General features: G+C 61.4%; 21 protein-coding genes and 1 pseudogene. 10 read left to right on the forward strand and 12 right to left on the reverse strand.

Translation table 11 applies throughout. The features are described 5' to 3' along the window. Nucleotides 1-312 precede the first annotated feature (312 nt). Together metK and HGO40_RS24320 are read right to left on the reverse strand one after the other, a co-directional pair. Entirely contained in the window at nucleotides 313-1503 is a 1191-nt protein-coding gene (metK, locus tag HGO40_RS24315; RefSeq protein WP_250965089.1) for a methionine adenosyltransferase, read from the reverse strand. A gap of 19 nt (nucleotides 1504-1522) precedes the next feature. Further along, nucleotides 1523-2517, reverse strand: a pseudogene (locus tag HGO40_RS24320) (ArsR/SmtB family transcription factor). Nucleotides 2518-2787: 270 nt separating this feature from the next. On the opposite strand from HGO40_RS24320, the gene tkt reads away from it, so the two are divergent. The 6 genes from tkt (at nucleotide 2788) to fba (ending at nucleotide 9162) form a co-directional block, all read left to right on the forward strand. Beyond that, the gene (gene tkt, locus HGO40_RS24325; RefSeq protein ID WP_250965090.1) at nucleotides 2788-4785 is read left to right on the forward strand and encodes a transketolase; all 1998 of its coding nucleotides are present in this window, start codon (nucleotides 2788-2790) and stop codon (nucleotides 4783-4785) included. A gap of 148 nt (nucleotides 4786-4933) precedes the next feature. Then, the gene (gene epd, locus HGO40_RS24330; protein ID WP_250965091.1) at nucleotides 4934-5989 is read left to right on the forward strand and encodes an erythrose-4-phosphate dehydrogenase; all 1056 of its coding nucleotides are present in this window, start codon (nucleotides 4934-4936) and stop codon (nucleotides 5987-5989) included. 24 nt (nucleotides 5990-6013) lie between these two features. Next, nucleotides 6014-7177, forward strand: a complete 1164-nt coding sequence (locus HGO40_RS24335; protein ID WP_250965092.1) for a phosphoglycerate kinase — start codon at nucleotides 6014-6016, stop codon at nucleotides 7175-7177. A gap of 31 nt (nucleotides 7178-7208) precedes the next feature. After that, nucleotides 7209-7433 carry a hypothetical protein gene (locus HGO40_RS24340; protein ID WP_122566574.1) on the forward strand — a complete coding sequence of 75 codons (225 nt, stop codon included), beginning with the start codon at nucleotides 7209-7211 and terminating at the stop codon, nucleotides 7431-7433. Between the two features lie 56 nt (nucleotides 7434-7489). Then, nucleotides 7490-7825, forward strand: a complete 336-nt coding sequence (locus HGO40_RS24345; RefSeq protein ID WP_250965093.1) for an MliC family protein — start codon at nucleotides 7490-7492, stop codon at nucleotides 7823-7825. Between the two features lie 272 nt (nucleotides 7826-8097). Continuing rightward, a complete protein-coding gene (gene fba, locus HGO40_RS24350) occupies nucleotides 8098-9162 on the forward strand; it encodes a class II fructose-bisphosphate aldolase (protein ID WP_003177554.1) in 1065 nt (354 codons plus the stop codon). Between the two features lie 468 nt (nucleotides 9163-9630). Here fba and HGO40_RS24355 read toward each other — a convergent pair whose 3' ends face one another. From HGO40_RS24355 to HGO40_RS24375, 5 genes are all read right to left on the reverse strand, one after another. Beyond that, a complete protein-coding gene (locus tag HGO40_RS24355) occupies nucleotides 9631-9945 on the reverse strand; it encodes a type II toxin-antitoxin system RelE/ParE family toxin (RefSeq protein ID WP_250965094.1) in 315 nt (104 codons plus the stop codon). Then, the gene (locus HGO40_RS24360) at nucleotides 9945-10223 is read right to left on the reverse strand and encodes a ribbon-helix-helix domain-containing protein (RefSeq protein WP_186707102.1); all 279 of its coding nucleotides are present in this window, start codon (nucleotides 10221-10223) and stop codon (nucleotides 9945-9947) included. Before HGO40_RS24360 ends, HGO40_RS24355 begins: the two co-directional genes overlap by 1 nt. 202 nt (nucleotides 10224-10425) lie before the next feature. After that, nucleotides 10426-10710: a fructose-bisphosphate aldolase gene (locus HGO40_RS24365; protein ID WP_250965095.1), complete on the reverse strand. Its 285-nt coding sequence runs from the start codon at nucleotides 10708-10710 to the stop codon at nucleotides 10426-10428. Nucleotides 10711-11167: 457 nt separating this feature from the next. After that, nucleotides 11168-11836 (reverse strand): polysaccharide lyase family 7 protein, encoded by a 669-nt coding sequence (locus HGO40_RS24370; protein ID WP_250965096.1) that lies wholly within the window; start codon nucleotides 11834-11836, stop codon nucleotides 11168-11170. A 340-nt stretch (nucleotides 11837-12176) separates the two neighbouring features. Then, nucleotides 12177-12848: a polysaccharide lyase family 7 protein gene (locus HGO40_RS24375; protein WP_250965097.1), complete on the reverse strand. Its 672-nt coding sequence runs from the start codon at nucleotides 12846-12848 to the stop codon at nucleotides 12177-12179. Nucleotides 12849-13171: 323 nt separating this feature from the next. On the opposite strand from HGO40_RS24375, the gene HGO40_RS24380 reads away from it, so the two are divergent. From HGO40_RS24380 to HGO40_RS24390, 3 genes are read left to right on the forward strand one after another with little or no spacing between them, the layout of a single operon-like run. After that, complete coding sequence (locus tag HGO40_RS24380; protein WP_250965098.1) at nucleotides 13172-15295, forward strand: putative bifunctional diguanylate cyclase/phosphodiesterase; 2124 nt, start codon at nucleotides 13172-13174, stop codon at nucleotides 15293-15295. A gap of 43 nt (nucleotides 15296-15338) precedes the next feature. Next, nucleotides 15339-15842: a M48 metallopeptidase family protein gene (locus HGO40_RS24385; protein WP_250965099.1), complete on the forward strand. Its 504-nt coding sequence runs from the start codon at nucleotides 15339-15341 to the stop codon at nucleotides 15840-15842. Between the two features lie 4 nt (nucleotides 15843-15846). Further along, nucleotides 15847-16143 (forward strand): winged helix-turn-helix domain-containing protein, encoded by a 297-nt coding sequence (locus HGO40_RS24390; protein ID WP_250965100.1) that lies wholly within the window; start codon nucleotides 15847-15849, stop codon nucleotides 16141-16143. A 127-nt stretch (nucleotides 16144-16270) separates the two neighbouring features. Here the strand turns inward: HGO40_RS24390 and HGO40_RS24395 are convergent, their stop codons facing one another. Then, complete coding sequence (locus HGO40_RS24395) at nucleotides 16271-16723, reverse strand: GNAT family N-acetyltransferase (protein WP_250965101.1); 453 nt, start codon at nucleotides 16721-16723, stop codon at nucleotides 16271-16273. 260 nt (nucleotides 16724-16983) lie between these two features. On the opposite strand from HGO40_RS24395, the gene HGO40_RS24400 reads away from it, so the two are divergent. Next, a complete protein-coding gene (locus tag HGO40_RS24400) occupies nucleotides 16984-17721 on the forward strand; it encodes a substrate-binding periplasmic protein (protein WP_250965102.1) in 738 nt (245 codons plus the stop codon). A gap of 135 nt (nucleotides 17722-17856) precedes the next feature. Here HGO40_RS24400 and yccS read toward each other — a convergent pair whose 3' ends face one another. The 4 genes from yccS to mdtD form a co-directional block, all read right to left on the reverse strand. Further along, on the reverse strand, nucleotides 17857-20040 hold the full coding sequence (yccS, locus tag HGO40_RS24405; RefSeq protein WP_250965103.1) for a YccS family putative transporter: 2184 nt from the start codon (nucleotides 20038-20040) through the stop codon (nucleotides 17857-17859). Nucleotides 20041-20274: 234 nt separating this feature from the next. Beyond that, nucleotides 20275-21453: a BaiN/RdsA family NAD(P)/FAD-dependent oxidoreductase gene (locus tag HGO40_RS24410; protein WP_250965104.1), complete on the reverse strand. Its 1179-nt coding sequence runs from the start codon at nucleotides 21451-21453 to the stop codon at nucleotides 20275-20277. Between the two features lie 151 nt (nucleotides 21454-21604). Beyond that, nucleotides 21605-22942, reverse strand: coding sequence for an ATP-dependent RNA helicase DbpA (gene dbpA, locus HGO40_RS24415; protein WP_250965110.1), 1338 nt, complete (start codon nucleotides 22940-22942; stop codon nucleotides 21605-21607). 321 nt (nucleotides 22943-23263) lie between these two features. Continuing rightward, complete coding sequence (gene mdtD / locus HGO40_RS24420) at nucleotides 23264-24691, reverse strand: multidrug transporter subunit MdtD (protein WP_250965105.1); 1428 nt, start codon at nucleotides 24689-24691, stop codon at nucleotides 23264-23266. Nucleotides 24692-24797 lie beyond the last annotated feature (106 nt).

The following is a 24797-nucleotide window of genomic DNA, read 5'->3' on the forward strand; positions in this document are numbered from 1 at the left end:
TACGAGGCCAAAAGTCGTGATCGTCAGCTTAGAGCCTTACAGCGTAAGGCTACAAAGCTGGGTGTTCGATTGGTCGCGGCTTAAAAAGCTTTGGAGAACAAGGGGATGGATTTTGTTTGATGAGAGCTTGCTCCCGCTGGGGTGCGAAGCGCCCCCTCTAACCATCAGGCGCACTGGTTTCCCCGGAGGACTGATTGGGGCTGCTGCGCAGCCCAGCGGGAGCAAGCTCCCTCGCCACAAAAGCATGAAAACCCCAAGGCATGAAAAAGCCCCTGGCGACCGAGTCGCCAGGGGCTTTTTTACAGGCGGGTATTACAGGCCGGCAGCGGCGCGCAGGGCGTCGGCGCGGTCGGTTTTTTCCCAGGTGAACGTGGTGAAGGTGTCGTCACCCACGGTCTTGGTCTGTGGCGTGCGACCGAAGTGGCCGTAGGCAGCAGTGTCCTGGTACATCGGGTGCAGCAGGTCGAGCATCTTGGTGATGGCGTACGGACGCAGGTCGAACACTTCACGGACCAGGTTGATGATCTTGTCATCGCCGATCTTGCCGGTGCCGAAGGTGTTCAGCGAAATCGACGTAGGCTGGGCCACGCCAATGGCGTAGGACACCTGGATCTCGCAACGCTCGGCCAGGCCGGCGGCTACGATGTTCTTGGCGACATAACGACCGGCGTAGGCGGCCGAACGGTCAACCTTGGAAGGGTCCTTGCCGGAGAACGCGCCGCCGCCGTGACGGGCCATGCCGCCGTAGCTGTCGACGATGATCTTGCGACCGGTCAGGCCGCAGTCGCCCACCGGGCCGCCGATGATGAACTGGCCGGTCGGGTTGATGTGGAACTGGGTGTCCTTGGACAGCAACTCGGCAGGCAGCACGTGCTTGACGATCAGTTCCATCACGCCTTCGCGCAGGTCTTTGTAGGACACATCAGGGTTGTGCTGGGTCGACAGAACGACAGCGTCGATGCCGACCACCTTGCCGCCTTCGTAGCGGCAGGTCACCTGGGACTTGGCGTCCGGGCGCAACCACGGCAGCAGGCCGGATTTACGAGCCTCGGCCTGGCGCTGGACCAGCTGGTGCGAGAAGGTGATCGGGGCCGGCATCAGCACGTCGGTCTCGTTGCTGGCGTAGCCGAACATCAGGCCCTGGTCGCCGGCGCCCTGGTCTTCTGGCTTGGCCCGATCAACGCCCTGGTTGATGTCGGGGGACTGCTTGCCGATGATGTTCATCACGCCGCAGGTCGCGCCGTCGAAGCCGACGTCGGAGCTGTTGTAGCCAATGCCCAGGATGACGTCGCGGACGATCTGTTCCAGGTCGACCCAGGCCGAGGTCGTGACTTCGCCGGCGATGATTGCCACGCCCGTTTTCACCAGAGTCTCGCACGCCACGCGGGCGAACTTGTCTTCAGCAATGATGGCGTCCAGCACCGCATCAGAAATCTGGTCGGCGATTTTGTCCGGATGCCCTTCAGACACGGACTCGGAGGTGAAAAGGGAGTATTCGCTCATCTCGATGTTTTCCTACAAGTTACCGTTGGTGAGTGTCGCCAGTGGCCGCTGAAAGTGGCGAACCTGGATCTGGAAACCATTACGTAAGCCTATATAGAGGCTTTCCCCGGGCACGAGGCCCGCTGTGGTGGCCCAGCGGGCCAGGTCGTCTTGTTCAAAGCCGAGCCAGAGATCGCCGCAGGCTTCCCTGGCCCAACTCTGGTTGTGGCTGCATAACTCGGTTACCAGCAGGCTGCCGCCCGGTTGCAGCAGGCCGGCCATGTGCTTGAGTGCCTCGGCCGGCGCGGCGAAATGATGCAGCACCATATTCAATACAACGCAGTCAGCCTGCAGGTTCATGCCATCCAGTGCATCGGCCAGTTGCAGGCGGACGTTAGCCAGGGCCTCGCGCTCACAAACCTGGCGCGCCAGTTCGAGCATGGCCGGGCTGTTGTCCAGCGCCGTCACTTGGCTGAAGCGCCGCGCCAGCTCCGGCAGAAACGCACCGTCGCCGGGGCCGACTTCGATCGCCGTGGCCGTGGGCTCGAAGCTCAATTTATCGAGCAGTGCCACGACGCTTTCGCGGTACTGCGGCAGTCCGGCGATCAGGTCTTGCTGGGCGCGAAACTTCTCGGCGACCCGTGCGAAGAAGTCCTGGCTGGCAGCGGCCCGTTGGCCGTGGACCTGGGCGATGCGAGCCTGCACGTCGCTCGGCAGGGCCAGCGCGTCCACTTCGTCCAGCAGCGCCGCGTGCAGCTTGCCGCCCAACAGGTCGGTGTGGGGCAGGGCGCGGCGATAGAAGATGGCGTTGCCTTCCCGGCGGGTCGCCACCAGCTCGGCCTGGGCCAGGACCTTGAGGTGGTGGCTCATGCCGGACTGACCGATGCCGAAGATCTGCGCCAGTTCCAGCACGCCGAACGAATCGTTGGCCAGGGCGCGCAAAACATTGAGCCGCAACGGATCGCCGCCGGCCTTGCAAAGGGCCGCCAGCTCATCGCAGTCGTCATGACGAATGGTGGGCGCGGGTAAGTTCATGAGCGGCAGTCTAGTGAGGGGTTTGGATCGCCGCAAGGTCAATATCTAAAAGTTTTGATATTGGTGGATAAATGGCACTTCCCAACCTGTGCGTGACTCTACACCCCATCAGCGGAAAGGTTTCACCTGGCGAATGCGACTTTATCCACCGGAAAAACGCTCATGGATGACTATCTGTCATTGCCCCGGGGCGGGTGGGTGAGGGAAAATGCTCGCCTTTTTCAGTTTCGTTTTATTCATTCTCGATTCAATACCCGCAGGAGAACAGCGATGCCCAGCCGTCGTGAGCGTGCCAATGCCATTCGTGCCCTCAGCATGGATGCCGTGCAGAAAGCCAACAGCGGCCATCCCGGTGCCCCCATGGGTATGGCGGATATCGCCGAGGTGCTTTGGCGCGACTACCTCAAGCACAGCCCGAGCAACCCGGCCTTCGCCGACCGTGACCGTTTCGTACTGTCCAACGGTCACGGCTCGATGTTGATCTACTCGCTGCTGCACCTGACCGGCTATGACCTGTCGATCGATGACCTGAAGAACTTCCGCCAACTGCACAGCCGCACCCCGGGCCACCCGGAATACGGCTACACCCCGGGCGTGGAAACCACCACCGGTCCATTGGGCCAGGGCCTGGCCAACGCCGTGGGTTTTGCCCTGGCGGAAAAAGTCCTGGCCGCGCAGTTCAACCGCCCGGGTCATAACGTCGTCGATCACCACACCTACGTGTTCCTGGGTGATGGCTGCATGATGGAAGGCATTTCCCATGAAGTCGCCTCCTTGGCCGGCACCCTGGGCCTGGACAAGCTGATCGCGTTCTACGACGACAACGGCATCTCCATCGACGGCGAAGTCGAAGGCTGGTTCACCGACGACACCCCCAAGCGCTTCGAAGCCTACAACTGGCTAGTGATCCGCAACGTCGACGGTCACGATCCGGAAGAGATCAAGATTGCCATCGAGACGGCGCGCAAGAGCACCCAGCCGACCCTGATCTGCTGCAAGACCACCATCGGTTTCGGCTCGCCGAACAAGCAGGGCAAGGAAGACTGCCACGGCGCGCCACTGGGCGCCGAGGAAATCGCCCTGACCCGCGCTGCGCTGAAGTGGAACCATGGCCCGTTCGAAATCCCGGCCGACATCTATGCCGAATGGGATGCCAAGGAAAAAGGCCGCGCCCTCGAAGCCGAGTGGGACCAGCGTTTCGCTGCCTATTCCGCCGAATTCCCTGAGCTGGCCAACGAACTGGTGCGTCGCCTCAGCGGCGAGTTGCCGGCCGATTTCGCCGAAAAAGCCTCGGCATATATCGCTGAAGTCGCCGCCAAGGGCGAAACCATCGCCAGCCGCAAGGCCAGCCAGAACACCCTGAACGCCTTCGGCCCATTGCTGCCGGAACTGCTGGGCGGTTCGGCCGACCTGGCCGGTTCCAACCTGACCCTGTGGAAAGGCTGCAAAGGTGTCAGCGCCGAAGACGCCAGCGGCAACTACATGTACTACGGCGTTCGTGAGTTCGGCATGAGCGCGATCATGAACGGCGTTGCGCTGCACGGCGGCCTGGTGCCTTACGGCGCGACCTTCCTGATGTTCATGGAGTACGCCCGCAACGCCGTGCGCATGTCGGCGTTGATGAAAAAACGCATCCTGTATGTGTTCACCCATGACTCCATCGGCTTGGGCGAAGACGGCCCGACGCACCAGCCGATCGAGCAACTGGCGAGCCTGCGTTGCACGCCGAACCTGGATACCTGGCGTCCCTGCGATGCCGTGGAATCGGCGGTGGCCTGGAAATACGCCCTCGAGCGTAACGACGGCCCGTCGGCACTGATCTTTTCGCGCCAGAACCTGCAGCACCAGAACCGCGGTGCCGACCAGATCGGCGACATCGCGCGCGGCGGCTACGTGCTCAAGGATTGCATTGGCGAGCCTGAGCTGATCCTGATTGCTACCGGTTCCGAAGTCGGCCTGGCCGGCCAGGCCTATGACAAGCTGACCGAGCAGGGCCGCAACGTACGCGGGGTGTCCATGCCGTGCACCAGCGTGTTCGTCGCCCAGGATGCCGGTTACAAGCAAGCGGTGTTGCCGCTGCAGGTCAGTGCGCGGATCGCCATCGAAGCTGCCCATGCCGATTACTGGTACAAGTACGTGGGCCTGGAAGGCCGCGTGATCGGCATGACCACCTACGGCGAATCGGCACCTGCGCCGGCGCTGTTCGAGGAGTTTGGCTTCACCCTGGAAAACATCCTGGGTCAGGCGGAAGAGCTGCTGGAAGACTGATCTGTAAAAGGTTGTCTGTGCTGACGCCATCGCGAGCGAGCTCGCTCCCACAAGGATCTCCACTGACCCTGTGGGAGCGAGCTTGCTCGCGATAGCGGTGGTGCAGGCAATGCTGGTCTTAACGGATTCACCCGATCAGAGAACCCCCATGCCCCAACCGCGTCCCTACAAAGTTGCACTCAACGGCTACGGCCGGATTGGTCGTTGCGTCTTGCGTGCGTTGTTCGAGCGAGGGGCCAAGGCCGGTTTCGAAATCGTGGCGATCAACGACCTGGCCGACATGGCCAGCATCGAATACCTGACACGCTTTGACTCCACCCACGGCCGGTTCCCCGGTGAAGTGCGGGTCGAGGGCGATTGTCTGCATATCAATGGTGATTGCGTGAAGGTCCTGCGCAGCGCCACCCCCGAAGGCATCGATTGGGCGTCCCTGGGCGTCGATCTGGTGCTTGAATGTTCCGGCGCCTATAACACTCGCGACGATGGCCTGCGCTTCATCGCCGCCGGCGCGCCACGGGTATTGTTCTCACAGCCGATGGCCAGCGAAGCGGACGTCGACGCCACCATCGTCTATGGCGTGAACCAGGATTGCCTGAGCGGCGAAGAGCTGCTGGTGTCCAACGCGTCCTGCACGACCAACTGCGGCGTGCCGCTGTTGCGCCTGCTGGACCAGGCCATCGGCCTGGAATATGTATCGATCACCACCATCCACTCGGCGATGAACGACCAGCCGGTGATCGATGCCTATCACCACGAGGACTTGCGCCGCACCCGTTCGGCGTTCCAGTCGGTGATTCCGGTGTCCACTGGTCTGGCGCGCGGCATCGAACGGCTGCTGCCGGAACTTGCCGGGCGAATTCAGGCCAAAGCCGTGCGGGTGCCGACGGTCAACGTGTCCTGCCTCGACATTACGATGCAGACCGTGAGCGATACCGACGCCACCGAGGTCAACCGAATCCTGCGCGAAGCCGCCACCAGCGGCCCGCTCAAAGGCCTCCTGGCCTATACCGAGTTGCCTCACGCCAGCTGTGATTTTAATCATGACCCCCATTCGGCCATTGTCGATGCCAGCCAGACCCGTGTATCCGGGCCGCGGCTTGTGAACATCCTGGCCTGGTTCGACAACGAATGGGGGTTCGCCAACCGAATGCTGGACGTTGCCGAGCATTACCTGCAAACCGCTTCGAAAAAACCTGCTCTCTAAACAGTTACCCAGGAATTGCGCCCCATGACCGTGTTGAAGATGTCCGACCTCGATCTGCAAGGTAAGCGCGTACTGATCCGCGAAGACCTCAACGTCCCCGTCAAGGACGGTTTTGTCACCAGCGACGCGCGTATCCTGGCTTCGCTGCCGACCATCAAGCTGGCCTTGGAAAAAGGCGCGGCCGTGATGGTTTGCTCCCACCTGGGCCGTCAGACCGAAGGCGAGTTCTCGGCGGAAAACAGCCTCAAGCCTGTGGCCGACTACCTGAGCAAGGCCTTGGGCCGCGAAGTGCCGCTAGTGGCCGATTACCTGGGCGGCGTCGACGTCAAGGCCGGCGACGTGGTGCTGTTCGAAAACGTGCGCTTCAACAAGGGCGAGAAAAAGAACGCCGACGAACTGGCCCAGCAATACGCCGCCCTGTGCGACGTGTTCGTCATGGACGCTTTCGGCACCGCTCACCGCGCCGAAGGCTCGACCCATGGCGTGGCGAAGTTCGCCAAAGTCGCCGCCGCAGGTCCCCTGCTGGCCGCCGAACTGGACGCATTGGGCAAGGCCCTGGGTTCGCCGGCCCAGCCAATGGCTGCCATTGTGGCCGGCTCCAAGGTTTCCACCAAACTGGACGTGCTCAATAGCCTGAGCCAAGTCTGCAACCAGTTGATCGTGGGTGGCGGCATCGCCAACACCTTCCTGGCTGCTGCCGGTCACCCGGTTGGCAAATCCCTGTACGAGCCAGACCTGCTGGACACTGCCCGGGAAATCGCCGCCAAGGTCAGCGTACCGTTGCCGGTGGACGTGGTCGTGGCCAAGGAATTCGCTGAAAGCGCCACCGCTACCGTCAAGCTGATCGCCGATGTGGCCGACGATGACATGATCCTCGACATCGGTCCGCAAACCGCAGCCAACTTCGCCGAACTGCTGAAATCCTCCCAGACGATCCTGTGGAACGGTCCGGTTGGCGTGTTCGAGTTCGACCAGTTCGGCAACGGCACCAAGGTGCTGGCCCAAGCCATCGCTGAAAGCGCGGCGTTCTCCATCGCCGGTGGCGGCGACACCCTGGCGGCCATCGATAAATATGGCGTGGCCGCACAGATCTCCTACATTTCTACCGGTGGCGGCGCATTCCTCGAATTCGTCGAAGGCAAAGTGCTGCCTGCCGTGGAAGTCCTGGAAAGCCGGGCCAAGGCCTGACGCTGCGTTGACCAGGCAAAGGAGTGTTCTGATGGTCAAGACGTTCACGTTGCTGCTGGCGGCGACGATGCTGGTGGCTTGCTCAAGCAGCCCGGAGGCCCCGGCCCCGCAAACCGGCACGCCGACACCCGAAGAAGGCTGTTACCAGGCCGACTGGCAAGCCGAGACCAATCCGGTGCTGAACAAGCGTTCCGGACCGGACGGCCTGGACAAATACGAGACGCAAACCCCGGCCAAGGAACATGGTTGTCCTTGACGGGTCTGACACTTAACTCATGGCGGGCGGCAGGTGCCGTCCGTCGAGGAACACGGATGAAAGGCTTGATCGCCGTCGTGGCGTTGGCATTGCTGGCCGGTTGTTCGCAACTGGGTTTTTTGCAGGCGTCCGAACCTGTTTCAGAGGGCTGGACAAGCTGGACCTGTGACAGCGAGGCCAAAGTGCTGTGGCGCTACACCGATGCCGCACGCAAGGAAGTCGATGTACGCCTGGGCGGCGCCGATAAGGTGTATCGCCTCACGCTGGAGCCGGGCGCCGAAGGTTCGCTGTACAGCGACGACATGCTGGCGTTTCACGTCAAGGGTGAGGAAGGCCTGGTGTACTGGGTCGCCACCAATGACTTGATTGGGCGTGGCTGCAAGGCGCAGTGACAGGATTGATCTGATTCACCGAGATCTGAACGTGGACGCAGATCCATTGTGGGAGCGAGCTTGCTCGCGATAGCGGTCTATCAGGCAACAGTCATGTTGGATGTGCCGCCCTTATCGCGAGCAAGCTCGCTCCCACAGGACCGCGTCAATATTTGGATCTAGCGATACCGACACGCAGCTCGGGCCAACCCCCGATCCGCAATGACTTGAATAGCCGCCGCCGCTCCGGCAGGCTGGCACGATTAACGACCCTCGACCGGGAGAGAGACACAATGGCACTTATCAGCATGCGTCAGATGCTGGACCACGCAGCCGAGTTCGGCTACGGCGTTCCAGCCTTTAACGTCAACAACCTTGAGCAGATGCGCGCCATCATGGAAGCCGCTGACAAGACTGACTCTCCGGTGATCGTCCAGGCTTCTGCCGGCGCCCGCAAATACGCCGGCGCGCCATTCCTGCGTCACCTGATCCTGGCGGCGATCGAAGAATTCCCGCACATCCCGGTGTGCATGCACCAGGACCACGGCACCAGCCCGGATGTCTGCCAGCGCTCCATCCAGCTGGGCTTCAGCTCGGTGATGATGGACGGTTCCCTTGGCGAGGACGGCAAGACCCCAACCGACTACGAATACAACGTACGCGTCACCCAGCAAACCGTCGCCATGGCCCATGCCTGCGGCGTCTCGGTGGAAGGTGAGCTGGGTTGCCTGGGTTCACTGGAAACCGGCATGGCCGGTGAAGAAGACGGTATCGGCGCCGAAGGCGTGCTCGACCACAGCCAAATGCTGACCGACCCGGAAGAAGCCGCGGATTTCGTCAAGAAAACCCAGGTCGACGCCCTGGCCATCGCCATCGGCACCAGCCACGGTGCCTACAAGTTCACCAAGCCGCCTACCGGTGACGTGCTGGCCATCGACCGTATCAAGGAAATCCACAAGCGCATTCCCAACACTCACTTGGTGATGCACGGTTCTTCTTCGGTGCCGCAAGAATGGCTGGCGATCATCAACCAGTACGGTGGCGACATCAAGGAAACCTACGGCGTGCCAGTTGAGGAGATCGTCGAAGGTATCAAGTACGGCGTGCGCAAGGTCAACATCGATACCGATCTGCGCCTGGCTTCCACCGGTGCGATGCGTCGGTTGATGGCGACCAACCCGAGCGAGTTTGATCCGCGTAAGTTCTTTGGTGCGACTGTGACGGCGATGCGGGATGTTTGTATTGCGCGTTATGAGGCGTTTGGTACGGCGGGTAATGCTTCGAAGATCAAGCCGATCTCTCTGGAGGCTATGTATCAGCGGTATTTGAAGGGTGAGTTGAACGCTAAGGTTAATTGATGTTTTAGCGTTGTTAGAAAGCCCGCAGTGATGCGGGTTTTTTTATGGGTGGGATTTGGGTGTGTATCCGTTTTTTGGGTTACGGCTGCTTAGGGTTCCGCCCTGACGGCGGGTCACTTTTGAAGAGCGCAAAAGTAACCAAAACGCTTCTGCCCCACCACTCGGTGCCTCGCTAGGGCTCGGCATACCCTCACTCCGGCATTGCTCCGTGGGCCGCCGCGAAGGGCCATCCATGGCCCAGCGCGGCTATCCCGGCATCCATGCCGGGATGCCCACTCCACAATGCCTGCGTTCGGCCATCGTGGTTAACGGGGCGCCCGGATCAACGTCCATCGCGAGGTGGCCTAGTAGCCGACCTGGCTCTTGGTGGGATCGCGTTTCTCCTGTGGGAGCGAGCTTGCTCGCGACGGCGGTATCACAGTCGATGAAGCTGTTGAATGTGCCGGCCTCTTCGCGGGCGGGCTTGCGTCAATCGTCCAGTTCGCTCTGCAACGCACCCTCAAAATCCTGTCCACCGTAAAAAATGCCCAAAATGAAAACCTGTTCGGCCTCAACGGCAAAGGCAATCACTGTCCGCTTACGGTAGTTTGTGATGCGCAAACCCAGCCGTATATCGTCTCTCGGGTTTCCTCGGTGCGGGAACGTCTGTAGTTCTTCACAATAGGTCACGATGGCGTCGGTATACCGATGGGCAATTTCTGGCGAAGCCTCTGTGGCAATGTAGCGATAGAGCGCAGCTAACTGCTCAAGGGCTTGCGGTGCTAACTCGACGGTATAGGTCATTACGATTTTACAGTGGCGTTCTGGTGCTCAGCAGCCAATCGGGAGCGCACCTCATCAACGCTTAGCGCACACGAGGGATCAGCTTTCAAGGCATCGTAAGCTGGGGTTACTTGGCCTACGAGCCAGTTTTCCAAAGCCCGATCACGAGCCAGCAGCGCCCTGAGGCCATCACGAATGACTTCACTTTCAGTGGCGTACTCGCCGGCAGCCACCTTGGCTTTCACTACGTCGGCCATCTGGTTAGGCAGCGTGATGCTGAACTGTTGAGTGCTACGCATGATGAGCCTCCGGGATAAGATAGGATTTAATCCTACTCTGCCCAAAAGATTATGCACATGACCTCCTGTCATTCTCGATGACTTTGCTGGTGGATTTAGAGGTGAGCTTGCTCGCGCTGTGTCAGTGGACATCCATGCAGATGATCCACCGCATCGCGAGCAGGCTCGCTCCCACAGGGGATCGTCTCCCGCCAGGAGGGCTTTATTGGTCTTCGAGGCCGCGTTGTTCGATGACGCCGAACACGTCGGTGACATCCTGGACCAGGATCCGGGCGACGTTGGTGAGGGTATTGAGGTCGCTGGCGGCCGAATCGCGCAAGGTGGCGCAGGCCATGAGAGTCAGGTAGTCGAGAGTAGCGTGCAGACGTTCGCTGGCGCAGGCGTGGAGCTCGGTCAATGGGACCGTTTTATCGATGAATAGGACGGGTTGGGTGCTGGCGATCGGGGTCAAGGGCGTGAAGCGGCTAGTCGATTGATGCATGGTCATAGATGAAATTCCCTATAGAAAAAGAATTGCCACCTTTTTGCTGCGAAACAAAGTGGGTGGCAGCTACGCGCGGGTTCGCAGACCGAGAATGACCAAACCCGGCAGACCCAGAGGTCTCCCACGCGCAACCGCCATAAATGAACGCTGGCAATTTTGCCTGAGTTTTCATTTCGCGGTGCAAAGTCATTGTTCTCTGTCGGGCTGCGAAACCCTTGCCCACTGACCAAAGCCAGCAGACCCACCGAACTATAGAGCAGATTCCCAAGGCCAAAATCGGCCCTGTAGGACGCACCGGCCCCCTGTGGCGAGGGAGCTTGCTCCCGCTCGGGGGCGCAGCCGCCGCAAAACCGGTGCATGCGTTGGGTCTGGCGGAAAGAGGGGCCGCTTCGCAGCCCAGCGGGAGCAAGCTCCCTCGCCACAGGGTGTAAATTCCTACGAGATTTTAGGACGTAAAAGTTCAGGTGTTGTGATCGATATCCAGCACGCTGAACGTCACCTTCCCACCTTCACTGGTATAGCCCGTGTTGTCCTGCACATACACCCCAGCCTTGAAATACAACGGCTTGTCGCGCCACGCCGCGCCGACGGTGGTGTACCAGCTATTACCCGCAGCGGTAATGCCCAGGTCGCCGGTACGATCCAGATGAATCCGGTAAGAGAAGGACCGATTGAGCTTCACCCCAGTGGCCACGGTAATCACCCTGCCTTCGCTGTCATCGGGCCGCATGCGGACCTTGGCGACGATGTTCCCGGTGGCGCTGTCTTCCTTGTATTGGTATTCCAGCTTGACCATGGGCTTGCTGCTGTCCTTGGCATGGATCTGGCCGATCACGATCTTGCCGCTGCTGGGCACCTGATTGACCACCAAATTTGCCCGCAGCTGGTTGTCGGCGTCGGGATAAACCCAGTTGCGCAAGGTGCCGTCCCGGTAGGTCTCGCGTAATTCGCTGCGGGGGTAGATGGCGTTTTCAGTCTTGGTGCCGGTGACCGGAGACCAGAAATACACCGTGCTGCCTTCGGAGTTGAAATATTTGTCCTGGAACCCATCCACCAGTCGAGGGGTTTCGATGGTTTTCGGCGGGCTGCCTTCCGGGATGCTCAGGTTCCAGGTTGCAAGGTCGACCATGTTCGGATCCTTTCCACTGTAAAAGAAATGATTCACGCCATCGCCGGAGGCTCTAGGACGCACTTTTGCTGAGGCCAAGAATGGGCGCGGACGGGAATTTGGCGCATTCGTCCGGCGGAGGGTTGGCGTCAGCAGACCGTCAGAGTGGCGTTTTCCGGATTTGTGCCCGAGATAATCGACCGTTGGTCGGCTGCCGGGCTTTTCCTTGGAACCATTAGGCGATGGCTATTTGGCAGCTGCTTAGGACAGGGCAAAAAAAAAGCACCCAAGCCGGATGCCTTTTAAGGAGGGGCGCCGGTAGCAGCGTTCCGTGCCGCTATTACGACGCAGCAGGCTGCAATCAAAGCGTGGTGTGTTTGATTTCCAGCAGGCTGAACGTCACTTTCCCACCTTCGGTGACGTAGCCGGTATTGTCCTGCACATACACACCCGCCTTGAAATAGAGCGGTTTGACTTTCCAGCTCGGATCAACGGTGGTTCGCCAGTTGTAGCCCGCCGCCGTGATGCCGAGTGCGCCCTTCGGGCTCAGGTGGATCATGTAGGAAAAACTACGGTTGAGGGTCACGCCCGTGGCGATGGTAATGACCTGGCCGGTCGCGTCGTCCGGACGAAGACGCACCTTGGCGACGATATTTCCGGTGGAGCTGTAGGTTTTGTATTGGTATTCCAGTTTCACCATCGGACTGGTGCTGTCCTTGGTGTGAATCTGGCCGATCACGATCTTGCCGGTGCTGGGCACCTGGTTGACGGTGACGGTCGCGCGCAAGGTGTTGTCCGCCGACGGGTAAAGCCAATTGCGCAAGGTGCCGTCGCTAGTGGTTTCGCGCAGTTCGCTGCGTGGGTAAATAGCATTGGCCGTCGTCGAGCCTGTCACGGGAGCCCAGAAAAACACCGTGCCGGTTTCAGAGTTGAAGTACTGGTTCTTGAAGCCCTGAACCAATTGTGAGGTTTCAATGGTGGCCGGGGGGGCGCCCTCGGGGATGCTCAAATTCCAGGTTGCGAGATCGATCATGTCCAGGTCCTGCGTATCAAAGGTGTAAAGGTGAATGCCGTAGCGGGAGGCTTTAAACCGCCCTTTTGAAGCGTTTCGGAACGCTGGACTTGGGCTTTTCTTGTAGACCGTTCGGCGGATGTTTGACGTCAATTGTTCGTCGATGAGGTCTTTGCAGTTTCTGTGCCTGGGTAGGGTGACCGTTAGTCGGCTATTTCGGGCTTTGTCTGGATGATGGCGCGTTGACACCTACTGCTTTTCAAAATCCCGGTCTAGAGTGAGGGGACAGTATTTGTCCGCTTTGCTACGTAAAAACGGACGTGGCGCCCGATAAGAGAAGCAGCATGGAATGCGCGCAACCAACGCCCGGCGAAGACAGCTCTGTCCTTTTGATTGTTGATGATTACCCTGAAAACCTGCTCAGCATGCGGGCCTTGTTGCAGCGTCAGGATTGGCGGGTGATGACCGCGTCCTCGGGGGTCGAGGCGCTTAACCTGCTGCTCGAGCACGACATCGATCTGGTGCTGCTGGATGTGCAGATGCCCGACATGGACGGGTTCGAAGTGGCGCGCCTGATGCGCGGTAGCCAGCGCACGCGGCTCACGCCGATCATTTTCCTGACCGCCAACGAGCAGTCCCAGGACGCGGTCATCAAGGGCTACGCCAGTGGCGCGGTGGACTACCTGTTCAAGCCCTTCGATCCGCAAATCCTCAAGCCCAAGGTCCAGGCGTTGCTCGAGCACCAGCGCAATCGCCGGGCCTTGCAGCGCCTGAGCCAGGATCTCGAAGCGGCCAGGGCCTTCAATGCCTCGGTGCTGGACAACGCCGCCGAAGGCATCCTGGTGGTGGATGAGAACGGTTGCATCCGCTTCGCCAATCCGTCGACCTGCCGCTTGCTCAATGCCACCGCCGAACAGTTGCAGGACATGCCATTCCTGGATTTCCTGCAGAAACCGCACATTCCCGAGTGGACCGGTTCCGATATCCACAACGCCTATCAGCGTGGTGAAACCTGGCGATTGCATGACGCAGTGCTGCGCACGGCACCCGGCCAGCAGGTGTCGGTGGCCTTGTCCTGCGCCCCATTGCCTTCGGAGCAGAAAGCAATGGTGGTAACGCTCCAGGACATGTCCGTTGTGCGCCACCTGCACCAGCAACTCGAATACCAGGCCGTCACGGACCCGCTGACCGGCTTGCTCAACCGCCGGGGTTTCTACCAGACCGCGGAAAACCTGTTGATGCGCAGCGAGCGCCTGGAAAGCAACTGGGTGTTGCTGTACCTGGACCTCGATGGTTTCAAGCGAGTCAACGACTCACTGGGGCACGACGCCGGGGACCGGGTCTTGCGCTGGGTGTCGGAGCAATTAAAGGCGTGCCTGCGGCCCTTCGATATCCTGGCGCGGCTGGGTGGGGACGAGTTCACGGCGCTGCTGGACTTGGAATTTCCCGAGCAGGCGGCGAAGATCGCGGAAAAACTGATTGAGCGCGTCGCGATCTGCCAGCAGATCGAAGGCATGGACGTGGCGCTCGGCGCCAGTATCGGCATTGCGACCTACCCCGACTGTGGCGCCAACCTCGATGGGCTGCTGCGGGCGTCCGACATCGCCATGTACGAAGCCAAGCGTGCCGGCCGCCAGCAATACCGTTTCTACGATCACGAAATGAACGGTCGGGCCCGTTCACGGCTGATGCTGGAAGAGAGCGTGCGTTCGGCTATCGAGAACCGTGATTTCAATATGGTCTACCAGCCGCAGGTGAGCATCGCCGACGGGCGGATCCGCGGGTTCGAGGCGCTGTTGCGCTGGCAGCACCCGAGCGTCGGCGATGTGCCGCCGGGGTTGTTCCTGCCGTTGCTGGAAGAGGCGCGGTTGATCAGTCGGCTGGGCAGTTGGATCTATCATCGCAGCGCGGCCCAGCGCAAAGTCTGGGAGCGCTTGTTCGCTGACGACCTGGTGTTGGGCGTGAGCCTGAGCAGCACTCAATTCGGCATGCCGAACCTGGTGACCGAGTTGCGCCAGGTCCTGGAGCGCCATGCCTTGAAGCCTCGGCAGCTGGAGGTCGAGGTGACCGAGGATGCGCTGATGCGCAACCCCGATGAAACCCAAAAGCAATTGCGTCTGCTGCGCCAACTGGGGGTGCGGGTGGCGTTGGATGACTTTGGTTCGGGGCCTTGTTCGCTGACGCATCTGCGCGACCTTGAACTCGATACCCTCAAGCTCGCTCGGCACCTGATCGCCCGTTTGCCAGGGTCGCCCCGGGATGCGGCGTTGGCGGCCTCGGTGTTCGACCTGTGTACGCAGTTGGGCTTGCGGGTGATCGCCGAAGGGGTGGAAACCCGCGAGCAGTATCAGTGGCTGCAGGCCCATGGCTGCGAGTACGTGCAAGGGTTCCTCGTGGCGCGACCGTTGATGGCCGAAGACACCAATGCCTTCGCCACGCCCTTCGACTGGAGCGCGGTGCAGGCCTGAATTCGCTACACTGGCGGTCTCTTGTGACTGTGTTGCCCTCTTGATGACCGCGCTCAAATACCTCCAGGCCTACCCCGCCGCCCTGCAAGCCCAAGTGCAGCAATTGATCGCCCAGGACCGCCTGGGCGAATACCTGCAGCAGCGCTACCCGGGTCGCCATCCGATCCAGAGCGACAAGGCCCTGTATGGATATGCGCTGGACCTCAAGCAGCAATACCTGCGTAACGCACCGGCCATCGACAAGGTGTTGTTCGACAGTCGCCTGGACCTGACCCACCGTGCCCTCGGCCTGCACACTGCGGTGTCGCGGGTGCAGGGCGGCAAGCTCAAGGCCAAGAAGGAAATCCGCATCGCGGCGCTGTTCAAGGACGCAGCGCCCGAGTTCCTGAAGATGATCGTTGTGCACGAACTGGCGCACTTCAAGGAGTCGGACCACAACAAGGCCTTCTACCAACTCTGCGAACACATGCTGCCGGGCTATCACCAGTTGGAAATCGACCTGCGGGTGTACCTGACCTGGCGGGACCTGCAACCTCACAAGGAATGACCGGATGGACGGGAGCAAGACCAAGCCCAGTTTCTACCGTCGCCTGTACGTGGCTTACCTGATCGACAGCGGCCTGGCCAGCAACGTCCCGGCCCTTACCGACGCCACCGGCATGCCCCGGCGTACGGCCCAGGACACCATCGCCGCGCTGGCGGACCTGGATATCGTGTGTGAGTTCGAGCAAGAGGATGGCGCGCGCAACCATGCCGGGCGGTATCGGATTCGCGATTGGGGAGCGATCGATCGAGGGTGGATCGAGGGGAATTTGCCGCGGATCAAGGCGGTGCTTGAGTATCCCTGAATACTGGTTGTGTCTGGGCTGACGCCTTCGCGAGCAAGCCCGCTCCCACAGTGAGGTCTTCTGTGGGCACAAAATCTGTGTCCACCTCGGAACCCTTGTGGGAGCGGGCTTGCTCGCGAAGGGGATCTTAAGGACGATGCATACCAATGTGTGGAATCCCATCCTCCATATACTCCACCCCCACCACTTCAAACCCATACCGCCCGTAATACCCCAGCAAATGCGCCTGGGCCGACAACGAGATCGATACGCCGGGCCAATGCTTCTCGGCCTGCTTGAGGGCCTTTTCCATCAGCGTATGACCCAGCCCCTGGCCGCGTGCCGGTGGCGCGATGATCACGCGCCCGATCACCACGTCGCTGTTTTGCGAGTGCGGGTCGAGCAGGCGCAGGTAAGCCACCAAGTGGTTGTCGTGCCAGGCCATCAGATGGCAGGTGTCGCCCTCCAGGTCCAGGCCGTCAACGTCCGGGTAGGCGCAGTTCTGCTCGACGACGAACACCTCGGCGCGCAGCTTGAGGATGGCATATAGCTGCTCCTTGCTCAGGTCAGTGTGATGTTTGCAGACCCATTCGATATCCATTTTTTGAATTTCCTGAAGAACCTGATGCCGATAGTAAGCGTGCTTGGCTCGGAAGTCTCTCGCTTGCACGACCTGAAAATCTGTGACAAAGACCAAAATGCCATCATTCCTTTGTCGCGGGACTGTCGTCTTTGTGTAATCTTCGTGACAGCGCTGCGCAGCGGTTCCAATGAGCTAATGTTAGGACCGGGTGTCTAGGGATGCCCGTTGGGTTTGGGCTAAAAACAAACCGGGCTTTGAACCCGTCAAGGATGTTTGGCATGCCGCGATTGCATCGAGCTCTTGCATTGATCGGGTTGCTGTTGCTGAGCTACGAGGCCTGTGCGCAGAAGTTGCGCCTGGTCGCCGATGCCTGGCCGCCCTTTACCGATTCCACCTTGATCAATGGCGGCCTGGCGACCGACATCGTCAGCACGGCCCTGGCGCGGGCCGGTTATGCCACGGACTTCGAACAAGTGCCCTGGGCCCGGGCGATGCTGGGTATCGGCGAGGGCCGCTATGATGTGCTGATCAATGCCTGGTACAGCGAGGAGCGCACGCACATAGGCCGGTTCTCGGCCGAATACCTGCTCAACCGCGTGCGCTTCATCAAGCGCAAGGACGAAGCGATCCAGTTTGACAGCCTGCCACAGCTGCGTGCGTATCCCATCGCCGTGGTACGCGGTTACGCCTATTCCAAGGATTTCGATGAAGACCCGAAAATGCAGAAAGTGCCGGTGCACAATTTCGCCATGGCGGTGCGCATGCTGGCGGCCGACCGGGTGAAGTTGACCCTGGAAGACGAGTACGTCGCCCGCTACTACCTGGCCCGCGAATCGCCCACGGTGCGCAGCGCCGTGGAGTTCCTGCCCAAGCCCTTGAGCGAAAACAGCCTGCACATCCTGGTCAGCCTGAAGAACCCGGAGCATGAGCAGATCGTGGCCGGGTTCGATCGGGCGATCGCGGCGATGAAGGCGGATGGGAGTTATGACCGGTTATTGAAGGCTCATGGGATGTGAGGTGTCTGGACTGGCCCCATCGCGAGCAAGCTCGCTCCCACAATGGGCCTGCGGTGATGCCAAGTTTGTGTGCACAGCAAATCCACTGTGGGAGCGAGCTTGCTCGCGATGAGGCCCTCCTGGATCCCACAACCCTCAAGCCTCGCTGGTATCCTTGATCAGGTGCGCCGCCAACGTGCGCAACGGCCCCAGCTGCCGACAGATCAACCCCAATTGCGTCTGCACCAACCGCTGTCCTTCGTCGATCTCATCAGGCATCTGCTCCAACTCACTGGCCAGGGCTTCCTCCTCATCGCTCTGGATCGCGATCGGCTGCTTGCTTGCCAGGCCCTGTGCGATTTCGTCGATGCTCGCCGCCAGTTTCACCCCGGCACCGTCGATCAATTGTTCGCGTACTTGCGTCGGCAACTCGGTGCCGCGGTGGGCGCCCAGGCCTGACAGGTAGCTGAGCAGGGTGTGGGACAGCACCAGGAAGCGGAAGCCCACGTCGGCTTCCTTGCGGAAGTGTCCCGGCTCCATCAGCATGTTGGCCAGCGTGGTGGACAGCGCGGCATCGGCGTTGTGGGCGTTGCGTCGGGCCAGGCGATAAGCCAGGTCGTCGCTTTTGCCGGCGGCGTATTGCTGCATGATCTGGCGCAGGTAAATGCTGTTGCAGGTCAGCGTGTTGGCCAGCACCTTGTTCAGCCGCCGACCTTGCCAGTCGGGCAGGAACAGGAACACCGCCAGCCCGGCGATCAGGCTGCCCAGCAAGGTATCGAACAACCGTGGCAGCAGCAGCCCGTAGCCGTCGCCCACCTGGTTGAAGCAGAACAGCACCATGACGGTGATCGCCGCCGTCGCCAGGGTGTAGCGGGTGGTGCGGTTGGTAAAGAACACCACCCCGGCGGCAATGGCGAAGCACGATTGCACCAGCGGATTGGGAAACAGGTCGAACAGCGCCCAGGCCACTGTCAGGCCGATGGCGGTGCCGATGATCCGCTGGCCGAGCTTGCGCCGGGTGGCGCCATAGTTGGGTTGGCAGACGAACAGCGTGGTGAGGATGATCCAATAGCCCTGGGACGGGTGGATCAGGTGCACCATGGCGTAGCCCACGCTCAGGGCCAGGGGCAGGCGCAGGGCATGGCGGAACAGCAGCGAGGTGGGCGTGAGCTGGGTGCGCAAGCGCAGCCAGACATCCTGGAGGTTGCGCGGCGAGCGGTCCAGCAGGCTGCTGTCGGTGGCGTCGGCCAGGGCGTCGGGGTTGCTCGCGTCGCTGAGCAGGCGGTCCATGGTGCCGAGGTTGACCGACAGGGCTCGCAACGACCGCAGCAAGCCGCGCCAGGCCGGGTTGCTCTGGATGCGCAGGTGTTCGAGGGACGCGTGCAGGTCGTTGAGGGCTTCGGCAAAAGTATCGTCGTAGATGAATGGCTGGCGCAGTTGGATCGATTCGGCCAGCGCCTGGCAGGCCTTGCCTTGCTGGCGCAGCAGGCGTTGGCAGCGGAACAGCACGTCGCTGTGGAAGAAAGCCTCGGCCAGGGCGTTGTAGGGATAGTGGGACGAGCTGGCGCGTTCGTGGATGTCCTGGGCCAGGAAATACAGCTTCAGGTAGCGACTGACCTTCGAGCCGGGCCGGCCATTGCCGACGCGGTGCAGGATGATTTCCTTCGCGCTGTTGAGCGCAGCGACCACCCGACCGTTTTGCTGGGCCAGTTCCAGGCGACGGGCTTCGATGTCCAGTTGGCGGATCGGCTCCAGGAGCGATGATTTGAGCTTGAGGTAGCGTCCCAGTTCGCGAAACAGCCGCGCCAGGCTTTGCTGCACCGGCTGGTTGGAAAACAATGCCTGCCACACGACCGACAGCACGCCGTACCACGCGGCACCGGCGACCAATAGCAGGGGTTCGTGCCAGAAATCGTTGACGGCGACGCCGCGCTGGTCCACGCCGATCATGGTGTAGACCGAAAGAATCAGGGTGGCCGAGGCAATTGCGCCATAACGTTCGCCCAAGGCGCCAAGCATGGTCAGGCCGAATGCCGCCAGGGCCAGGGCGACGATGAACAGGATGGGGTAGGGAAACAGCAACTCCACCGACAGCGCTGCGGTGCTGAAACACAGCAGCGTGACTGCCAGCGCATTGAGGCGGCCCTGCCAACTGTCGTCGGTCTCGGCCAGGGCGCTGGCGATAATGCCCAGGAACAAGGGAATCAGCAGCGCCATCTCGTCCAGGTACCAACACAACCCCATGCTGCCGGTCAGGGCGATGAAGACCCGCACGCTATAACTGAACTTATCCAACGCCCAAAGGCGACGCAAAGATTGGCTAAACGAGTTCGCTGACATGAAGTACACGGGCCTGACGGGCAATGACGCTAAATTGAGGCAGTAATGACGCCGACGCAATGGCGGCGATCACATCCGGCAGCAAAAAGTGTTCCGGCATGTACCGTCGAACCCCTGTGGGAGCGAGCTTGCTCGCGATGGCGTCAGGTCCGTCACATTGGTGGTGACTGAGCCACCGCTATCGCGAGCAAGCTCGCTCCCACAGGTTATTGTCCACATTCGAGTCGTGGCGGATCAGACGTACTGCGCCGCCGCATACCCGGAAGCCCAGGCCCACTGGAAGTTGAACCCGCCCAGGTGCCCGGTGACGTCCAGCACTTCGCCGATGAAATACAGGCCCGGGCTTTTCAGCGACTCCATGGTCTTGGACGAGACTTCCCGGGTGTCGACGCCGCCAAGGGTGACCTCGGCGGTGCGGTAGCCTTCGGTGCCGGCGGGGACGACATTCCAGCTCGCCAGTTTCTCGGCGATGTCCGCCAGCTCTGCGTGGGTGTATTGCTTCATGGGTTTGGACACAAACCAAGTGTCGGCCAGCAGGTTGGCCATTTTTTTGGTGAACAACTCGCCCAGCAGGGTCTTGAGTTCGCTGTTGGGGCGTTCGGCCTGTTGCTGTTGCAGCCATTGCGGCACATCGTGGTCGGGCAGCAGGTTGATCTGCACCGTGTCCCCCGGTTCCCAGAATGAGGAAATCTGCAGGATCGCCGGGCCGCTCAGGCCGCGATGGGTGAACAGGATGTTCTCGCGAAAACTCTGGTCGTTGCAGCTCACCAGGCAATCCACCGAGGTGCCCGAGAGTTCAGTGCACAGGGCCTTGAGCTGATCGGTGATGGTGAACGGCACCAGGCCGGCGCGGGTCGGCAGCAGTTCGTGGCCAAACTGTTTTGCCACCTGGTAACCGAAGCCGGTCGCCCCGAGCGTGGGAATCGACAGCCCGCCCGTGGCGATCACCAGGGATTGGCAGGCGAGGGCGCCGAGGGTGGTTTGCAGCCGGTAGCCGCCGTCGGTTTTTTCGATCTGCGTGATGGAGGTGTCCAGGTGCAGGCTGACGCCGGCCTGGTCGCATTCATCCAACAGCAGGCCGAGGATGTCGCTGGACTTGTTATCGCAGAACAACTGGCCGAGCTTTTTTTCGTGATAGGGCACGCCGTGCTTGGCCACCAGCGCGATGAAATCCCACTGGGTGTAGCGGGCCAGGGCCGACTTGCAGAAGTGCGGGTTCAGCGACAGGAAATTGCCCGGCTCGGTGTACATGTTGGTGAAATTGCAGCGCCCGCCGCCCGACATGAGGATTTTCTTGCCGGCCTTGTTGGCATGGTCCAGCAACATCACCTGCCGCCCGCGCGCGGCCGCGGTCAGCGCGCACATCAACCCTGCGGCGCCAGCGCCAATGATCACGACTTCGGTAGAGCGCAAAACGGTGTCCTCTCGGCTTTCCCACATAACTGAATGTGGGAGCGAGCTTGCGCGCGATGGTGGCGTGTCAGGCAGCATTAATGCCGCTGATCCACCGCCATCGCGAGCAAGCTCGCTCCCACAGTTTGATCTCTGTTCGTCAGGCGATCGGTTACAGGATCCGCACCCGCAACGAGCGGCCCTTGATCTTGCCGTCGTTCAAGCGCTGCAAGGCCTGTTTGGCGATGCCGCGTTCCACGGCCACGTAGGCCTGGAAATCGAAGATCGCGATCTTGCCGACCTGGGCGCCAGGGATGCCGGCGTCGCCGGTCAGGGCACCGAGGATATCGCCGGGGCGGACTTTGTCCTTGCGCCCGGCGCCGATGCACAGGGTGCTCATGGCCGGTAGCAGCGGGCCGCCACCCTGGGGCTTGAGGTTGTCCAATTGATCCCAGCTCAGCGGCGACTTCTGCAGTTGCTCGATGGCCTGGGCGCGGTGGGCTTCGGACGGCGCCACGAGGCTGATGGCGATGCCTTTCTCACCGGCGCGACCGGTGCGGCCGACACGGTGGATGTGGATTTCCGAATCCCGGGCCAGCTCGACGTTGATCACCATGTCCAGGGCGTCGATGTCGAGGCCGCGGGCCGCTACGTCGGTGGCCACCAGCACCGAGGTGCTGCGGTTGGCGAACATCGCCAGCACCTGGTCGCGGTCGCGCTGTTCCAGGTCGCCGTGCAGGCCCACGGCCGAGATGCCCTTGGCCGTCAGGTGGTCGACGGTTTCCTGGACCTGCTGCTTGGTGAAGCAGAACGCCACGCAGGAGGCCGGTCGGAAATGCGCCAGGACCTTGACCACCGCATCCATGCGCTCCTCGGGGGAGATCTCGTAGAAGCGCTGCTCGATCTGCGCATCGGAGTGGAACGCCTCGGCTTTCACTTGCTGCGGGTTGCGCATGAACTTGGACGACAGTTGCTTGATGCCCACCGGGTAGGTGGCGGAGAACAGCAGCGTCTGGCGGCGTTCCGGGGTCTGCTGGATGATGTCTTCGATGGCGTCGTAGAAGCCCATGTCGAGCATGCGGTCGGCTTCGTCGAGGAGCAGCGTGTTGAGGCCGTCGAGCACCAGCGAACCCTTGCGCAGGTGCTGCTGGATGCGCCCCGGCGTGCCGCCGATGATGTGGGCGCCGTGTTCGAGGGAGGCGATCTGCGGGCCGAAGGACACGCCGCCGCACAGGGTCAGGACCTTGATGTTGTCTTCGGCGCGGGCCAGGCGGCGAATTTCCTTGGCGACCTGGTCGGCCAGCTCGCGGGTCGGGCACATCACCAAAGCCTGGCAGCCGAAGAAGCGCGGGTTGATCGGGTTCAGCAGGCCGATGCCGAAGGCGGCGGTCTTGCCGCTGCCGGTCTTGGCCTGGGCGATCAGGTCCATGCCCTTGAGGATCACCGGCAAGCTTTGCGCCTGGATCGGCGTCATCTGGGCATAACCGAGTGATTCGAGGTTAGCCAGCATGGCGGCGGACAGCGGCAAAGTATTAAAAGCGGTGGCAATGGTGGTCACGGGACTGGCCTGCAAAACAAAATGTCGCGCAGTGTAGCAGCCTCGTGCCACTTTCTTCGAACGTTCTGGACGAGCTGTGGCGCAGTTCTGAAGTGGGCGAATTCCCTGTGGCGAGGGGGAGCTTGCTCCCGCTGGGGCGCGAAGCGGCCCCAAACCGGCCAACACGGTGCCCCTGGAAGTTCGCGTCGCCTGGATTGCGTCTGCTGCGCAGCCGAGCGGGAGCAAGCTCCCTCGCCACAAAGCCCTGAAGCCTTAAAACCGTCCGAGTCCTACCTAGTGCTCGATATGCTCATCCGGCCGCTTGTCCCGCCGCCCATCCTGCTTCGACAACTGGGAAAAGATCGTCGCCGCCAGCATCGCCATGATCCCCACCGTCACGAACGTCAGCTGGAACGCCCCCAGCACCGTCTCCACCCCATCGTTGCCCACCTGGGCGGTAAAGCCGCCCAGCAGTGCGCCGGCGCAGGCCACGCCGAGGCTCAGGGACAGTTGCGCCACCACCGACAACAGGCTGTTGCCGCTGCTGGCACTGGCGTCGTCCAGGTCGATCAGGGTCACGGTGTTCATCGCGGTGAATTGCAGCGAGTTGATCGCCCCCAGCACCGCCAGTTGCGCCAGCAGCAGCCAGTACGGCGTCTGTTCGCTGACCAGGCCCATGCTCGCCAGCATCAGGCCCAGGGCCAGGGTGTTGCTGGTCAACACGGCGCGGTCGCCAAAGCGTTCGATCAGCGGTCGGGCCACGGATTTGGCGACCATGGCCGCCGCCGCCAGGGGCAGCATGCTCATGCCGGCCTGGGACGGTGAATAACCCAGGGCGACTTGCAGCAGCAACGGCACCAGGAACGGCAAGGCACCGCTGCCCAGGCGCGCGAACAGGTTGCCGAGAATACCGACGGCGAAGGTCCGGGTCTTGAACAGGGACGGTGGAAACAGCGCATTTTCAACGTGCCCGGCCCGCAGCCAATAGGCCGCCAGGCAGGCCATGCCGCCGAACAGCAGCAACATCACCCGCAGGTGCGGCAAGTGCAGTTCACCCAGGCCTTCCATGGCGATGGTAATCAGCACCATCGCCGCGCCGAACAGCAGGAACCCCAGCCCATCGAACCGCGTGCGCTCGCTGCCACGCAGGTCGGGGATGAATTTCCACACGGCGTAACAGCCGATCACGCCCACCGGCAGGTTGATGATGAAGATCCAGTGCCAGGTCAGGTATTCCACCATCCAGCCGCCCATGGTCGGGCCGATCAGTGGGCCGAGCAGGCCAGGGATCGTGATGAAGCCCATGATCCGCACCAGTTCCGAGCGCGGATACGCCCGCAGCACCACCAGCCTGCCCACCGGCAGCATCAGCGCACCGCCCAGGCCTTGGACGACCCGGGCGCCGATCAGCATGCTCAACGAATTGGACAAGGCGCACAGCAGCGAGCCGAAGCTGAACAGCAGGATCGCCCCGAAGAAAATCTTCTTGGTGCCGAAGCGGTCGGCGATCCAGCCCGACGCCGGGATCAGCAACGCCACGGTGAGCATGTAGGCAATGATCACGCCTTGCATGCGCAGCGGGTTTTCCGCCAGGTCGCTGGCCATGGCGGGCAGGGCGGTGTTGAGGATGGTCCCGTCCAGGGACTGCATGAAGAAGGCAATCGCCACGACCCACGGGAGCCAGCGGGCGGTGACGGCGTCGAGCGGGGCGCGGTTGGGCATGGGACCTCTTGTATGAAAAGTGAACAATTACCTAGGGCGAGGGGATCTTTAAAAAAATGAACAGTTACCTGTGGCAAGGAAGCTCTTGTGGCGAGGGAGCTTGCTC

This window comes from Pseudomonas sp. CG7 (assembly GCF_023701885.1).
GTDB classification, from domain to species: domain Bacteria; phylum Pseudomonadota; class Gammaproteobacteria; order Pseudomonadales; family Pseudomonadaceae; genus Aquipseudomonas; species Aquipseudomonas zanjanensis.